The following is a 16,034-nucleotide window of genomic DNA, read 5'->3' as shown; positions in this document are numbered from 1 at the left end:
AGCTCCCAATCTGTCAGCTCGGTGAGCCAGGCTGATCGCATTCAACCTTTTTGGGGCTGCTTCGCAGCCCAGCGGGGATAAATCCCCTCGCCACAAAAGCTCACCGAAGCCATTCAAGCTCGGTTTAATGCTCGATATGCTCATCGGGACGTTTCTGTCGCCGTCCATCCTGCTTGGACAACTGGGAAAAAATCGTCGCTGCCAGCATCGCCATGATCCCCACCGTCACGAATGTCAGCTGGAACGCGCCGAGCACGGTGTCCACTCCGTCGTTGCCCACCTGGGCGGTAAAGCCGCCGAGCAGGGCGCCGGCGCAGGCCACGCCGAGGCTCAGGGACAGTTGCGCCACCACCGACAACAGGCTGTTGCCGCTGCTGGCGCTGGCGTCGTCCAGGTCGATCAGGGTCACCGTGTTCATCGCGGTGAATTGCAGCGAGTTGATCGCCCCCAGCACCGCCAGTTGCGCCAGCAGCAGCCAGTACGGCGTCTGTTCGCTGACCAGGCCCATGCTCGCCAGCATCACCCCCAGGGCCACGGTATTGCCGGTCAGGACGATGCGATAGCCCAGGCGTTCGATCAACGGTCGGGCCACGGACTTGGCGACCATGGCTGCCGCCGCCAGGGGTAGCATGCTCATGCCGGCTTGGGAGGGTGAATAGCCGAGGGCGACTTGCAGCAGCAACGGCACCAGGAACGGCAAGGCGCCGCTGCCCAGGCGCGCGAACAGGTTGCCGAGGATGCCCACCGCGAAGGTGCGGGTCTTGAACAGCGACGGCGGGAACAGCGCGTTCTCGATATGCCCGGCCCGCAGCCAGTAGGCCGCCAGGCAGGCCATGCCGCCGAACAGCAGCAACATCACCCGCAGGTGCGGCAGGTGCAGTTCGCCCAGGCCCTCCATGGCGATGGTGATCAGCACCATCGCCGCGCCGAACAGCAGGAACCCCAGCCCATCGAACCGGGTGCGCTCGCTGCCACGCAGGTCAGGGATGAACTTCCACACGGCATAACAACCGATCACGCCCACCGGCAGGTTGATGATGAAGATCCAGTGCCACGTCAGGTACTCGACCATCCAGCCGCCCATGGTCGGCCCGATCAGTGGGCCCAGCAGGCCGGGGATGGTGATGAAGCCCATGATCCGCACCAGTTCCGAGCGCGGGTAAGCCCGCAGCACCACCAGCCTGCCCACCGGCAGCATCAGCGCACCGCCCAGGCCCTGGATGACCCGGGCGCCGATCAGCATGCTCAACGAATTGGACAGGGCGCACAGCAGCGAGCCGAAGCTGAACAGCAGGATCGCCCCGAAGAAGATCTTCTTGGTGCCGAAGCGGTCGGCGATCCAGCCCGAGGCCGGGATCAGCAGCGCCACGGTGAGCATGTAGGCAATGATCACGCCCTGCATGCGCAAGGGGTTTTCCGCCAGGTCGCTGGCCATGGCGGGCAGGGCGGTGTTGAGGATGGTCCCGTCCAGGGACTGCATGAAGAAGGCGATCGCCACGACCCATGGGAGCCAGCGGGCGGTGACGGCGTCGAGCGGTGCGCGGTTGGGCATGGGACCTCTTGTATGGCGTGTTGATCAGGAACAGGTGCCGCTGTTGTGGCGAGGGGATTTCTCCCCGCTGGGCTGCGAAGCAGCCCCAGAACTGTCGCCTCGGTGAGTCAGGCAGGACGCATTTACCCTTTGGGGGTCGCTTCGCAACCCAGCGGGGATAAATCCCCTCGCCACAGGTCCTGTGTTTGGTTGGTTACAGCGTCAAGGTCAATCGCTTGACCAGCGCCCCCGGTAATAGCATCGAGGCCGTTGCTCGCTGGCTGTAGGTGCTGGCCGAGAGCAGAAGTTCCCGCTCTTGGGTCAGGCTTTCCAGTTGTGAGCCGAGCAGGCTGTAGACGCTGTCGTCGAAACGCATGGTGCTGACCGGCGCGACGATCTGGCCGTTCTCGACCCAGAACGTGGCGAAGCGGGTCATGCCGGTCAGGCGCGCCGCCGGTTGGTCCGAGTAGTTCAGGTACCAGAGGTTGCTGATGTACAGCCCGGTGCCGAGTGCTTCGAGGATGTGTTTTTGCTCCAGTTGTCCGCCCCGCATGTCCAGCGCCGTAGGGTATTCGTAGCTGCTGGCGCCATTGGCCGCGAGGTCATATTCAGCGGCGCTGCGGGAGTTGACCAGTCGCGCATTGGCCGTGCCCTTGGCGATCAACCCCAGGTCATCGCGGGGATAACCTTCGTCGGAAAACGCCGGGCTCAAGGAACCGCTGACCTGCTCCGCCAGCCACACGTTGGGGCTGAAGTGGGCTTCGCCAGCGTAGAACTTCTGCAGCGGGCTTTGCTTGCTGGCGATTGCACGGGCCGAGAACCCGCCCCAACTGAGCATGCCCATGATCTCTTCCAGAGCGGCCGGCGCCAGGTAGGCGCGATATTCGCCGGGCGGTAACGTGCGTAGCGGGCGGCCGAGAAACTCCAGTTGCTCGCGGGCCTGTTCGAAGCGCCGGGCAAATCCGTCACTGCTCCATTCATGCCCGGCGTAGCTGGCTTTCACCGCCTGGCCATTGTCATGGAACAGGCTGAAGTCGAAGTTGAAGCTGTTGGCCTGATGCCAGCCGAACGCCCCCGAAGAACTGGCGAAACCACGGCTGATGGGCCCGGCGGCATAGAACCCCACCAGGTCCAGGCCTTCGGCGGCGCGGGTGATTTCGGTAACGGCCTGTTCCGTCTCGGGCAATGGATGGTCCTGCACATTGTTGCTTTGCCAGGGGGCGGGATTGAGCAGCAAGTAGGGATCGGCGGGCAGCAGCGGCAAGGTTTCGCGCAGTTGTTGCAGGCCTTCGGCCAGGCGTTGCAGGTCCGTCTCGAGGTCGCCGGACAAGGTGATCTGCAAATCGGCGTGGCGCCCGTCGTCGATCAGTTTGAAACTGACATTGGCTTGCTGCACCTGGCCGGCCTGGCGGACCTTGCCATGGTTGAAACGGACGAAGGCCGAAGACTCGGCGGCGTAGCCGAGGGTGAACTGTTCAGGTTCATGCAACGCATCATGCAGCCAGTCGACCAACGCCTTGAACGCCCCGGCCTGACTATTGACGGTACTCATCAGGCATCTCCCCCAAATACATCAATGTTGCTGAACACACAGGCGGGCGACGCATGGCCGACGCGGATGACCTGGTTCGGTTCGCCCTTGCCACAGTTCGGCGTGCCCAGGACCTGGAGGGTGCTGGCATCGCCCACTGCGCGCAGGCTCTTCCAGAATTGCGCGGAAATGCCCCGGTAGTTGGGGTTCTTCACCACGCCCTTGAGCTCGCCGTTCTCGATCAACTGGCCCCACTCGCAGCCGAACTGGAATTTGTTGCGGGCGTCGTCGATGGACCAGGAACGATTGGTGCGCATCAGCACGCCATGTTCGGTGCCCTGGATCAGTTGCGCCAGGGACTGGTCGCCGGGTTCGATGTTCAGGTTCGCCATGCGGTCGATGGGTGGCCGATTCCAGCCGCAGGCGCGGCTGTTGGCGACACCGTCGAGGCCGGCGCGGAACTGTGACAGCGCGCCGCCCAGTGGACGCAGCAACAGGCCTTCGCGAATCAGAAACTGTTTGCTGGCGGCGCTGCCGTCGTCGTCGTGGCTGTAGCTGGCCAGTTCTTCGGGAATGTTCGGGTCGAAGGTCACGTTCAACAGGCCAGAGCCATATTGCAGGTGGCCGAAATCGCTGGCCTTGACGAAGCTGGTGCCGGCGTAATTGCGTTCGTCCCCCAGGATGCGGTCCAGTTCCAGCGGATGGCCGATGGACTCGTGGATCTGCAGCATCATCTGGTCGGGCATCAGCAGCAGGTCTCGGGGGCCTTGTGGCGTGTTCGGCGCCATCAGCAACTGCAGGGCCTGGTCGGCGATTTTCGGCCCGGCACCGATCAGGCCGCAGCGGCTGATCACATCGAAGCCGCCTTGCTGGCCGAAGTTCTCCCGGCCCAGGGTACGGGTCTGGCTGTCGTTTCCGTCGAAGGCGGTGACTTCCAGGGCTGGGTAGATGAAGCGTTGGGCCTGGCGCAGTTCAGCGCCGGCACTGTTGAGGTAGATCTGCTCGACCTGGGTCAGCCCGATGCTGGCCTGCCAGTTCACCAGGCGCTCGTCCTGGGGCACCGCAGCCGATTCGTCGCCGAGCAATTGGTAGCAGTCGCTCAGGGGCGGGAAGGCCTGGTCGAAATGTGGCGAGAAGTAGTCGGCGCGGTCACTGGACACGGCTTGTTCGCGCAGATCGAGCAAGGCATGGGGCTTGAGCTGGCGAGCATGCTGCTCGGCGCGTTCCAGTGCCGCTTGCAGGCCGGCCTGGGACAGGTCGTTGGTGGCGGCATATGCCTCGACACCGTTGACTCGCGCGGTGAGCATCGCACCTTCATCACGGTTCAGGCTGGGCGGTTCGGCGACGTTCTTGCGCACCGACAAATGCTGGCCGGATTCGCGCACGTAACGCAGGGAAAAGAATTCAGCGCCCGTGCGCAAGGCAGCAAAACGCTCCTTGAGCCGGGGGTGGAAGTCGAACATGAAACCTCCTTGTCTGGAGTGGCGATGCAGCGAGGTGCGGCGCATTGACGCGGCGGCTCTAGATTAGGCCTGGGGTGGGGGTGGGATCAAGGTAGAAGGGGATACTGAGGTTGTCAGGGCGGACGCTTTCGCGAGCAAGCCCGCTCCCACACTGGATCTTCGGCGACCACGGAATCCGTGGCTGGCCGTCGTGCCTTTGTGGGAGCGGGCTTGCCCGCGAAGACGGCGGTACATCCGACATTGATGCAAGCCAATCCACCGCCATCGCGAGCAAGCTCGCTCCCACATGGGCCTTTCGGCGAGCACAAGATCTGTGCCAGCCACCGTGCCCTTTGTGGGAGCGAGCTTGCTCGCGATGGCGGTCCTGAGTCTTACTGAGCCATTGGCCCAACTTCCCGCAGTGGCTTGCCGCGCACCGGCGCGTCGCCGGCCACGTAGTACGGGGCGGTGCTGCGTGGCAGGGGCTTGCGGCCGCGGATCTTGTCGGCGATTTTCTCGGCGATCATGATCGTCGGCGCGTTCAGGTTGCCGGTGGTGATGATCGGCATGATCGAGGCATCCACCACGCGTAGCCCTTGCATGCCATGCACGCGGCCTTCGCCGTCCACCACGGCCATGTCGTCGGTGCCCATCTTGCACGAGCAGGACGGGTGGAACGCGGTTTCGGCGTGTTCGCGGATGAACTGGTCCAGTTGCGCGTCCGTCTGCACCTCGATGCCCGGGCTGATCTCGCGACCCCGGAACGGGTCGAGTGCCGGTTGCTGCATGATCTCGCGGGTCAGGCGGATGCCGTCGCGAAATTCCTGCCAGTCCTGCTCGGTCGCCATGTAGTTGAACAGGATGCTCGGGTGTTGGCGCGGGTCCTTGGACTTGGCCTGGATCCGGCCGCGGCTTGGCGAGCGCATGGAGCCCATGTGCGCCTGGAAACCGTGTTCCTTCACGCCGTTGCTGCCGTTGTAGTTAATCGCCACCGGCAGGAAGTGGTATTGGATGTTCGGCCAATCGAAATCCGGGCGGGTGCGGATGAAACCGCCGGCCTCGAATTGGTTGCTGGCACCGATACCGGTGCCGTTGAACAGCCATTCGGCACCGATGGCCGGCTGGTTGTACCAGAGCAGCGAGGGGTACAGCGAGACCGGTTGGGTGCAGGCGTATTGCAGGTACAGCTCCAAGTGATCCTGCAGGTTCTCACCGACCCCCGGCAGGTCATGGACCACCGGGATGTCGAGGCTTTCCAGCAATTGGGCCGGGCCGACGCCGGAGCGTTGCAAGATCTGTGGCGAGGCGATGGCGCCGGAGCACAACAGCACTTCCTTGCGTGCCCGGGCTTCGACACGTTCTTCAGCCGCGCCCACCAGGTAACGCACGCCGACCGCGCGTTTGCCTTCGAAGATGATCTTGTCGGTCAGGGCGTGGGTGACGATGGTCAGGGTCGAGCGCTTCTTGGCGACATCCAGGTAACCGCGGGCGGTGCTGGCCCGACGGCCGTTGGGCGTGACGGTACGGTCCATCGGGCCGAAACCTTCCTGCTGGTAGCCGTTGAGGTCTTCGGTACGCGGGTAACCAGCCTGCACGCCGGCTTCGACCATGGCGTGGAACAACGGGTTGTTGCCGGCCTTGGGCGTGGTCACGCTGACCGGGCCGTCGCCGCCGTGGTAGTCGTTCGGGCCGATGTCCCGGGTCTCGGCTTTTCTGAAGTAGGGCAGGCAGTCCAGGTACGTCCAGTCCTCGAGGCCAGGCAGTTTTGCCCAGTTGTCATAGTCCAGGGCGTTGCCGCGGATGTAGCACATGCCGTTGATCAGCGAAGAACCGCCCAGGCCCTTGCCGCGACCGCATTCCATGCGGCGGCCGTTCATGTGCGGCTCCGGGTCGGTCTCGTAGGCCCAGTTGTAGCGCCGGCCTTGCAGCGGGAATGCCAGGGCGGCAGGCATTTGCGTGCGGAAGTCCAGGCGATAGTCCGGGCCGCCGGCTTCGAGCAGCAGGACGGTGACGCCCTCGTCTTCGGTCAGGCGGGTGGCCAGGGTGTTACCGGCCGAGCCGGCACCGATGATGATGTAATCGAATTCTTGGGACATGAAATGCACCCTCTTTTTGAATTGGGTTCAGGTCGCGGTTGCCTTTGTGGCGAGGGGATTTATCCCCGCTGGGCTGCGAAGCAGCCCCGGAACCTGGTATCTCGGTGTATCAGGCAGAATGAGTTCGCAGCTTTTGGGGCCGCTTCGCGGCCCAGCGGGGATAAATCCCCTCGCCACAACAGCGTTCACTCAAGGCCTCATGTCCAATCAGAACACCGACGCGTAATCGCCCAGTTCGACCTGTACCGACTTGATTCGCGTGAAGTTGTTCAGCGAACTGATGCCGTTCTCACGGCCCACGCCCGATTGCTTGTAGCCGCCCACCGGCATTTCAGCCGCCGATTCGCCCCAGGCGTTGATCCAGCAGATACCGGCTTCGAGCTGGTGGATCACGCGGTGGGCGCGGTTCAGGTCGCGGGTCACGACGCCGGCGGCCAGGCCGAAGTCGGTGTCGTTGGCGCGGCGGATCACTTCTTCTTCGGTGTCATAGGTGAGGATGCTCATCACCGGGCCGAAGATTTCTTCACGCACGATGGTCATCTCATCGGTGCAATCGGTGAACACGGTCGGAGCGACGAACGCGCCCTTGGCGAATTCGCCTTCAGTGAGGCGACCGCCGCCGCACAGCAGGCGCGCGCCTTCGGCTTTGCCTTTCTCGATGTAGCCCAGCACGCTTTCCATGTGGGCGAAGCTCACCAGCGGGCCGAAATTGGTGTTTTCATCCTCCGGGTTGCCAACGCGGATGCGTGCCACACGCTCGGCGATCTTGGCTTCGAAGGCGGCCTTGAGGTGGCTCGGTACGAACACGCGGGTGCCGTTGGTGCAGACCTGGCCGGAGCTGTAGAAGTTGGCCATCATCGCGGTGTCGGCGGCGCGATCCAGGTCGGCGTCGTCGAAGATGATCAGCGGCGACTTGCCGCCCAGCTCCATGGTCACGTCCTTGAGCGAAGAACTCGAGGCACTGGCCATGACTTTCTTGCCGGTGTCGGTGCCGCCGGTGAAGGAGATTTTCTCGATGCGCGGGTGCTCGGTCAGCCAAGTGCCGACTTCACGACCGCTACCGGTCAATACGTTGAACACACCCGCTGGAACGCCGGCTTCGGTGTAGATCTCGGCCAGTTTCAGGGTGGTCAGCGAGGTGACTTCGCTCGGTTTGAAGATCATCGCGTTGCCAGCCGCCAGGGCCGGGGCGGATTTCCACAGGGCGATCTGGATCGGGTAGTTCCACGCGCCGATACCGGCCACCACGCCCAGGGGCTCGCGACGGGTGTAGACGAATGAGGTGGTGCGCAGCGGAACCTGCTCGCCTTCGATGGCAGGCACCAGGCCGGCGTAGTATTCCAGCACGTCGGCGCCGGTGACGATGTCGACGTAACGGGTTTCGGAGTAGGCCTTGCCGGTGTCCAGGGTTTCCAGGGCGGCCAGTTCATCGTTGCGCTCGCGCAGGATGTCCACGGCGCGGCGCAGGATGCGCGAACGCTGCATGGCGGTCATGGCGGCCCAGACTTTCTGGCCCTTTTCGGCGCTCACCACGGCGCGCTCGACGTCCTCGAACGTTGCGCGCTGCACCAGGGCGAGTACTTCACCGTTGGCCGGGTTGATGGCTTCGAAAGTGGCGTCGCCGCTGGCATCGCTGTACGCGCCATCGATGTAGAGTTTTTGCAGTTCGAAACGGGCCATAAAGTCCTCGCAAGTGCATGAGTGGTTGGCTGGCCACCGAGCGTGTCGTTTATAGCTGACTACGCGCTGCGGTGGGGGTTCAGGAGTCGAGCGGTTCTGTGTGCTCTGGCGCCCCTGCCTTGGCCAGTTGGAAATCCATGTATTCGTAAGCGATCTGGTGCGCCTGGGCGGTATCGAACGCGTCTCCCGACAGCGCTCCGCGCAGCCACAAACCGTCAATCAGCGCGGCCAGGCCCCGTGCCGCGCTGCGTGCCTGATCAACGGGCAACAGGCGGCGAAACTGGCAACACAGGTTGGAATACAGGCGGTGATCGTTGATCCGCTGCAACCTGTGCAAAGACGGGTGGTGCATGCTGGTGGCCCAGAAGGCCAGCCAGGTTTTCATTGCCGGGCCATTGACCTGGCTGGCATCGAAGTTGCCTTCGATGATCACCTTCAAGTGCGCCCGCGGGCTGGTGTCCTCCAGTGCCTGGCGACGTGCGGTGACGTTTTCGCTCAGGACAGTCATCAGGTACTGGGCCGTGGCCGCGATCAGGCCGTTCTTGTCCTGAAAGTAGTGACTGATGATGCCGTTGGAGACACCGGCCAAACGGGCGATCAGCGCAATGCTGGCGTCCCCCATTCCGACCTGATCGACCGCTTGCAATGTGGCTTCGATCAATTGTTGGCGGCGGATGGGTTGCATACCGACCTTGGGCATCTAGCACATCTCCTTAGGCCTGCAGGCGGACGAGTGCAGTCCGTCCTGGCGAGGGCCAGTCTATTTTGTTTTGATTGAACGTTCAATCAACAAAAACAAAGTTCTATGACAAGTCGTCGCTGCTTGTCGGGATTCCATGTGTAAATGGCGCCTGAAGGCACATGGGAAACCGCCGCGCGCGGGGCGAGGACTTTTTCGGGATGTCTTTATAACACTCGTCGGTCGGTGTGAAGGCCTGACGCCGATTGATAGCTGGAATACTGTTGTGGCGAGGGGATTTATCCCCGTTGGGCTGCGAAGCAGCCCCATAGCCAGATGTCTCGGTGTGTCAGGTGGAATGAGTTCGCAGTTTTTGGGGCTGCTGCGCAGCCCAGCGGGGATAAATCCCCTCGCCACAGTTGTTTGCATTCCAGGTCAAGCTTGTCAGCAGTCAGCAGTCAGCAGTGCACAAACAAAAACGCCGCGATCATCTCGCGGCGTTTTTGTGCGTGGGCTCAGCCCAGGTTCTTGCCGAGCAATGCGTGGTACAGCTCGCTGTCGCCCAGGATCCCGACGACTTTCTGGTTATCGTGGAGCACCAGTTTGTTGCCGGTCTGGTAGCGAATCTGCAACGCGTCGCGCATGCCGATGTTGGAATCCACCAGGGTCGGACGCCGGCCCAGGTCTTCCACTGATTGGCCCGGTGCCCAGTTTTGCAGGTCCAGGGCTGCGCCGTTCTGCCGGGCGCCCTTGATGGTGTTGCCTTCGGCCAGGTCGAGCCAGGAGTCGCCGCCCGGATCCAGGCAGACCGAACCGTTGATGCGCTTGCAGTTGTCCAGGGTGCGCATCAGGCTGCGACCGCAGAGCACGTTGAGTGGGTTGGTGTGGGCGACGAAGGTGCGCACATAGTCGTCCGCCGGGTTCAGCACGATCTCTTCCGGCTTGCTGTACTGGATGATCTTGCCGTCTTTCATGATGGCGATCCGCGTGCCCAGTTTGAGGGCTTCGTCCAGGTCATGGCTGACGAACACGATGGTCTTTTGCAGTTTGCGTTGCAGTTCCAACAGTTCGTCCTGCAAGCCCTGGCGGATCAGCGGGTCGAGGGCCGAAAATGGTTCGTCCATCAGCAGGATGTCGGCGTCCATCGCCAGGGCGCGGGCCAGGCCGACCCGTTGTTGCATACCGCCGGACAGCTCGTCGGGCTTCTTGTTGCGCCACTGGGTCAGGCCCACCAGCTCGAGTTTTTCATCCACCAGCTTGCGCCGTTCCTTCTCGGGACGGCCCTGCATTTCCAGGCCGAAGCTGATGTTCTCGCGCACCGTCAGCCAAGGCATCAGGGCGAACTTCTGGAACACCATGGCGATGCGCTTGGTGCGCATCATCTTCAGTTCGGCGGGGGAGCAGGAGGCGATGTCGATCTGCCGTCCTTCATGCTCGACGAACAACTTGCCACGACTGACGGTGTTCAAGCCGTTGATGCAGCGCAGCAGGCTGGATTTGCCTGAGCCGGAAAGGCCCATCAAGACGCAGATCTCACCCTTCTCGATGGATAGGCTGGCTTTTTCCACGCCGACGATCAGGCCGGTCTGCTGCAGGATCTCGGGGCGCGAAAAACCCTTGTCCAGCAGGTCCAGCGCGGCCTTGGGGCGGTTGGAGAAAATAACATCGACGTCTTCGAAACGAATGATGCTCATGCGTCACCCCCTACTTTAGCGTCGGGTTGTTTGCAGATTCGGTCGAGCATGATCGCCAGCAATACGATCGCCAGGCCTGCTTCGAAGCCCAGGGCGATATCGGCGGTGTTCAGTGCGTTGACCACGGGTTTGCCCAGGCCATCGGCACCCACCAGCGCGGCGATCACCACCATCGACAACGACAGCATGATGCACTGGGTGATACCGGCCGCGATGCTGGGCATCGCATGGGGCAGTTCGATGCGCGACAGGAGTTGGCGACGGGAGCAGCCGAAGGCTTTGCCGGCGTCCATCAGTTCGTCCGGAACGTCGCGGATGCCCAGGTAGGTCAGGCGGATGGGCGCGGCAATCGCGAACACCACCGTGGAGATCAGGCCCGGGACCACACCCAGACCGAAAAGGGTCAGGGTAGGAATGAGGTAGACGAAGGTCGGTACGGTCTGCATCAGATCGAGTACCGGCCGCATCATTGTGTAGAACATCGGCTTGTGCGCGGCAACAATGCCCAGCGGCACGCCGATCAGCACGCAGACCAGGGTCGCGAACAGCACCTGGGCGAGGGTTTCCATGGTTTCTTGCCAGTAACCCAGGTTGAGAATCAGCAGGAAGGACGCGATGACAAATACGGTCAGGCCCCATTTGCGCTGGATGAAGTGCGCCAATAGCGCGATGAGGCCGATCAGGGCCAGGGGGTTGAACCAGGTCAGCGCAAACGTCACGCCGTGAATCATCGTTTCCAGAAACAGCGCGATTGCGTCGAATGTGTTGGCGCCGTTTTGCGTCAACCATTCGACAAAGCCCGCGATGTACTGGCCCAAAGGTATTTTCTGATCAATAAGCATGGTAGTGAACGTCCGCATGCAAGGGAATAAACAGCCCGGGCGAGCGAACTCGCCCGGCATAACATAAGCAGTTATTGCGCAAGCTTGGCTTTCACGGCTTCCAGGCCAGGTTTACCGTCAATGGTGGTCACGCCAGCGAGCCAGGTATCGAGTACCTGTGGGTTTTTCTTCAGCCAGGCCTTGGCGGCGGCCTCAGGTTTCATCTTGTCGTCGAGCACGTTGCCCATCAGCGTGCTTTCCATGTCGACGGTGAACTCCAGGTTTTTCAACAGTTGGCCAACGTTGCTGCATTCCTGGCTGTAGCCCTTGCGGGTGTTGGTCGCTACGGTAGCGGCACCGAAGTCGGGGCCGAAGAAGTCGTCGCCGCCGGTCAGGTACTGGATCTTGAAGCGCGTGTTCATCGGGTGTGGCGCCCAGCCAAGGAACACCACGTCGGTGCCACGCTTGGAGGCGCGGTCGACCTGGGAGAGCATGCCCGCTTCACTCGACTCGACGACTTTGAAGCCGGCGTCCTTCAGGCCGAAGGCGTTCTTTTCGATCATGCTCTGGATCAGGCGGTTGCCGTCGTTGCCCGGTTCGATGCCGTAGATCTTGCCGTCCAGCTCTTTCTTGAATTTGGGGATGTCGGCGAAGTCATGCAGACCCTTGTCATACAGGGCCTGGGGCACGGCGAGGGTGTATTTGGCGCCCTTGAGGTTGGTGCGCACGGTTTCCACGGTGCCGGCTTCGCGGTAGGCCTTGATGTCGTTTTCCATGGTCGGCATCCAGTTGCCGAGGAATACATCCATGTTCTTGCCATCGGCCAGGGACTTGTAGGTCACCGGCACGGAAATCATGGTGGTCTTGGTCTTGTAGCCCAGCGCGTCCAGCACCACGCTGGTGGTCGCCGTGGTCACGGTAATGTCGGTCCAGCCGACATCGGAGAAGTTGACGGTGCTGCACTTTTCGGGTTCTGCAGCGTTGGCCAGCATCGGAAGACTCAGCATGGCGGCCAACAACAACGGCTTGGAACCTTTCATGGGTGGACTCCTGGTGTTTTATCGGCGGTGTCCGGTCAGGACAACCACGCTTAATTGGATGTTGCGGTTGGTGGCGCGTGGGCACTCTCTGACACGCGGCCTTGCAAACGAGCCGTAACCGATCATGTACCAGTGCAAATCTGACGCCTACAGGGTGGGTCGTATCCAGTACAGGGATGGTCGCATCCAGTGTCGGTGACGTCGTTTACAGATTTTTTCCGCCCCTGACGGGCCTCTGACACGCAGAAAAACGCCGCAGAACCGGGGTCAGGGACGGGCGGCGCTGGTGGGCATGATTGCGTCGGTGTCAGACGTCGGGCGCCAAGGCAAAAACCGGATGATGCGGCCATCCCGGCGTTGAGCGTAGCAGCTCCGTCACCGGACGCTCCTGCGCCCGGATGTGCCTGTTCTGGAGGTTATCGGCAATGGCAATCAGCGTTTTCGACTTGTTCAAAATCGGTATCGGCCCGTCCAGTTCCCACACCGTGGGCCCCATGCGTGCCGCGGCGCTGTTCGTTGAAGCGCTGAAGGCAAAGGCCCTGCTCAATGATGTGCGCCGGGTCGAGGTGCAATTGTTCGGTTCGCTGTCGGCCACCGGCATCGGCCACGGCAGCGACAACGCCGTGATCATGGGCCTGATGGGGGAGTGGCCGGACGCAATCGACCCGTCGCAGATCGGCCCGCGCATCGAGCTGCTGCGTGAAACCCAGACCCTGTTGCTCGACGGTCGCCTGCCGGTGCCGTTCGTATGGTCCCGGGACATGCGCCTGATCGACGAGAACCTGCCATTCCATCCCAATGCGATGACGCTGGTGGCCGAGGGCGCCGGCGGCGAGTTGCACCGTGACACTTATTACTCGGTTGGCGGTGGTTTTGTCGTCGATCAGGCCCAGGCCTCCAGCGGCGTGGTGGATCTGGACAACACTGAGCTGCCTTACGATTTCTCCAGCGCCGAAGAGTTGCTTGAGCTGTGCCGTACCCACAACTTGCGGGTAGCCGAGTTGATGCTGGCCAACGAAAAGGTCTGGCGGTCCGAAGAAGAGATCCGCAGTGGCCTGATGAAGCTGTGGCGGGCCATGCAGGATTGCGTCGAGCAGGGCCTCAAGCACGAAGGCATCCTGCCGGGCGGTTTGAATGTGCGTCGGCGGGCGGCCAAGTTGCACCGCAGCCTGCAAGAGCTGAACAAGCCCAATGTCATCGGCTCGACCCTCAGCGCCATGGAGTGGGTCAACCTGTTCGCCCTGGCGGTCAACGAGGAGAACGCGGCCGGCGGACGCATGGTCACGGCGCCGACCAACGGTGCGGCGGGGATCATCCCGGCGGTGCTGCACTACTTCATGAAATTCAGCGAAGCGGTCACCGACGCCAACGTCGTGGATTATTTCCTCGCTGCGGCGGCCATCGGGATCCTGTGCAAAAAGAACGCATCGATCTCCGGCGCCGAGGTCGGTTGCCAGGGCGAGGTGGGATCGGCTTGCGCCATGGCGGCGGCGGGCCTGGCGGAAATCCTCGGGGCCACGCCGGAGCAACTGTGCAACGCGGCGGAAATCGGCCTGGAACACAACCTCGGCCTGACCTGCGACCCGGTGGGCGGCCTGGTGCAGGTGCCGTGCATCGAGCGCAATGCGATCGCCGCGGTCAAGGCCATCAACGCCGCACAAATGGCCCTGCGCGGGGACGGCCAGCATTTCATCTCCCTGGACCGGGTGATCCGCACCATGCGTGACACCGGTGCCGACATGCATGACAAATATAAAGAAACCTCGCGCGGCGGCTTGGCGGTCAGTGCGGTGGAGTGCTGACCTGAGGTTGCTCATTCACTGTAGCGAGGGGATTTATCCCCGCTGGGCCGCGCAGCGGCCCCCTACGGTCTTTCTGATACACCGAGGCGTTTGAGTTTAGGGCTGCTTCGCAGCCCAGCGGGGATAAATCCCCTCGCCACAAGGACCTCAAGTTGCTCGTAAAATGAACACCCATTCGCAAAAGCGCCACCTTTTAGCGCGTCGCAAACAGACAAGGCCCCCGTTGTCGAGCCAGCCGCTCAATCGCGCTCGACCGTCCGTCACCCGCACCTGTGGTGCTACTCCTTGCGCAAGCCGCGCAGCCCAGTTCCCACAAGTGCTACCGAACTGCTCACAGCCTTCTGTGGTCGGTACCTGCCGCCATTGACGGCGCCTAAAACCTGGACTCGATGCACGCCTTATATAGACAGGCCGCGATGTCGTTTTCAGGATTTATTGAACACACATTCAATTTTAGGCATGGCAATTGCTCTATCCCGATAAAGCCCTGTCTCGCGCAAGAGAACGTGGCAATAACAAGAGCCTCCGCCTGAGGCCATCACCCGCTTTGTGTGAGGAGATACCGCGATGACGACGTCCAACTCCGGGGCCCAACCCCAGAACCGTGCGCCTCAATCCATCGGCTTTTTGCTGCTGGACAATTTCACGCTGATTTCCCTGGCGTCCGCGGTGGAACCGCTACGCATGGCCAACCAGCTATCCGGTCGCGAGCTGTATCGCTGGACCACCCTCACGGTCGATGGTGGCCAGGTCTGGGCCAGCGACGGTTTGCAGATCACCCCCGACGCCTCCATGCACAAGGCGCCGCCCCTGGACACCGTCATTGTCTGTGGTGGTATTGGCATCCAGCGCACCGTGACCCGTGAACACGTGTCGTGGTTGCAGAGCCAGGCCCGCCAGTCCCGTCGCCTCGGCGCGGTCTGCACCGGCAGTTGGGCCCTGGCCTGCGCCGGCCTGTTGGACGGTTTCGATTGCAGCGTGCACTGGGAATGCCTGGCGGCGATGCAGGAAGCGTTCCCGCGGGTATCGATGAGTACCCGCCTGTTCACCCTCGACCGCAACCGCTTCACCAGCTCCGGTGGCACCGCGCCGCTGGACATGATGCTGCACCTGATCAGTCGCGATCACGGTCGCGAGCTGTCGGCGGCGATCTCTGAAATGTTTGTCTACGAGCGTATCCGCAACGAGCAGGATCACCAGCGTGTGCCGCTCAAGCACATGCTTGGCACCAACCAGCCGAAGTTGCAGGAAATCGTGGCGTTGATGGAGGCCAACCTCGAAGAACCGATCGATCTGGACGAACTGGCGGTGTACGTCGCCGTGTCCCGGCGTCAGCTGGAGCGGTTGTTCCAGAAATACCTGCACTGCTCACCGTCGCGCTACTACCTCAAGCTGCGGCTCATTCGTGCGCGGCAACTGCTCAAGCAGACGCCGATGTCGATCATCGAGGTGGCCTCGGTGTGCGGCTTCGTTTCCACCCCGCACTTCTCCAAGTGCTACCGCGAATACTTCGGCATTCCGCCGCGGGACGAGCGCGTCGGTTCCAACACCACGCAACAGGTGGCGATGATGCCGCTGCCGCAGGCGTTGGTGCTGTCGCCATTGTCCGGGCCGCTGTCGGCGCTGAGCCAGGCGCGTAATGAATCGACGTTCGCCAGTGTGAGGCTCTAGAAGGGAGCTTGCCCCCGCAGGGCCTGCAGGCGCTGTGTAGGAGCTGC

Annotated in this window: 11 protein-coding genes; 2 read left to right on the top strand and 9 right to left on the bottom strand. The window is 62.4% G+C overall.

Annotation, left to right across the window (positions count from 1 at the left end):
• Positions 1–124: 124 nt before the first annotated feature.
• The 9 genes from mdtD to BLP82_RS26100 all read right to left on the bottom strand — a co-directional run bounded on the left by mdtD (position 125) and on the right by BLP82_RS26100 (position 12,514).
• On the bottom strand, positions 125–1,552 hold the full coding sequence (gene mdtD / locus BLP82_RS26140; protein ID WP_092175145.1) for a multidrug transporter subunit MdtD: 1,428 nt from the start codon (positions 1,550–1,552) through the stop codon (positions 125–127).
• A gap of 193 nt (positions 1,553–1,745) precedes the next feature.
• A complete protein-coding gene (locus BLP82_RS26135; protein ID WP_092175141.1) occupies positions 1,746–3,083 on the bottom strand; it encodes a TldD/PmbA family protein in 1,338 nt (445 codons plus the stop codon).
• On the bottom strand, positions 3,083–4,525 hold the full coding sequence (locus BLP82_RS26130) for a TldD/PmbA family protein (RefSeq protein WP_092175137.1): 1,443 nt from the start codon (positions 4,523–4,525) through the stop codon (positions 3,083–3,085). Before BLP82_RS26130 ends, BLP82_RS26135 begins: the two co-directional genes overlap by 1 nt.
• A 371-nt stretch (positions 4,526–4,896) precedes the next feature.
• Positions 4,897–6,600 carry a choline dehydrogenase gene (gene betA, locus BLP82_RS26125; RefSeq protein ID WP_092175133.1) on the bottom strand — a complete coding sequence of 568 codons (1,704 nt, stop codon included), beginning with the start codon at positions 6,598–6,600 and terminating at the stop codon, positions 4,897–4,899.
• A 207-nt stretch (positions 6,601–6,807) separates the two neighbouring features.
• Positions 6,808–8,280 (bottom strand): betaine-aldehyde dehydrogenase, encoded by a 1,473-nt coding sequence (betB, locus tag BLP82_RS26120; protein ID WP_092175129.1) that lies wholly within the window; start codon positions 8,278–8,280, stop codon positions 6,808–6,810.
• 79 nt (positions 8,281–8,359) lie between these two features.
• Positions 8,360–8,980, bottom strand: coding sequence for a transcriptional regulator BetI (gene betI, locus BLP82_RS26115; protein WP_092175126.1), 621 nt, complete (start codon positions 8,978–8,980; stop codon positions 8,360–8,362).
• A gap of 494 nt (positions 8,981–9,474) precedes the next feature.
• Entirely contained in the window at positions 9,475–10,653 is a 1,179-nt protein-coding gene (choV, locus tag BLP82_RS26110) for a choline ABC transporter ATP-binding protein (RefSeq protein WP_072405847.1), read from the bottom strand.
• Positions 10,650–11,495 (bottom strand): choline ABC transporter permease subunit, encoded by an 846-nt coding sequence (gene choW, locus BLP82_RS26105; RefSeq protein ID WP_014340605.1) that lies wholly within the window; start codon positions 11,493–11,495, stop codon positions 10,650–10,652. The genes choV and choW overlap by 4 nt, the downstream gene beginning before the upstream one ends.
• A gap of 71 nt (positions 11,496–11,566) precedes the next feature.
• Positions 11,567–12,514, bottom strand: a complete 948-nt coding sequence (locus tag BLP82_RS26100) for a choline ABC transporter substrate-binding protein (RefSeq protein WP_072405846.1) — start codon at positions 12,512–12,514, stop codon at positions 11,567–11,569.
• A gap of 425 nt (positions 12,515–12,939) precedes the next feature.
• Here BLP82_RS26100 and BLP82_RS26095 point away from each other — a divergent pair, with 425 nt between their 5' ends.
• Together BLP82_RS26095 and BLP82_RS26090 are read left to right on the top strand one after the other, a co-directional pair.
• Entirely contained in the window at positions 12,940–14,316 is a 1,377-nt protein-coding gene (locus BLP82_RS26095) for an L-serine ammonia-lyase (RefSeq protein WP_092175123.1), read from the top strand.
• 567 nt (positions 14,317–14,883) lie between these two features.
• Complete coding sequence (locus tag BLP82_RS26090; RefSeq protein ID WP_060740272.1) at positions 14,884–15,987, top strand: choline metabolism transcriptional regulator GbdR; 1,104 nt, start codon at positions 14,884–14,886, stop codon at positions 15,985–15,987.
• The last annotated feature ends 47 nt before the right edge of the window (positions 15,988–16,034 follow it).

Source organism: Pseudomonas sp. NFACC37-1 (assembly GCF_900101575.1).
GTDB lineage: Bacteria > Pseudomonadota > Gammaproteobacteria > Pseudomonadales > Pseudomonadaceae > Aquipseudomonas > Aquipseudomonas fluorescens_AA.
This window is presented reverse-complemented; position numbering and strand designations above follow the sequence as displayed.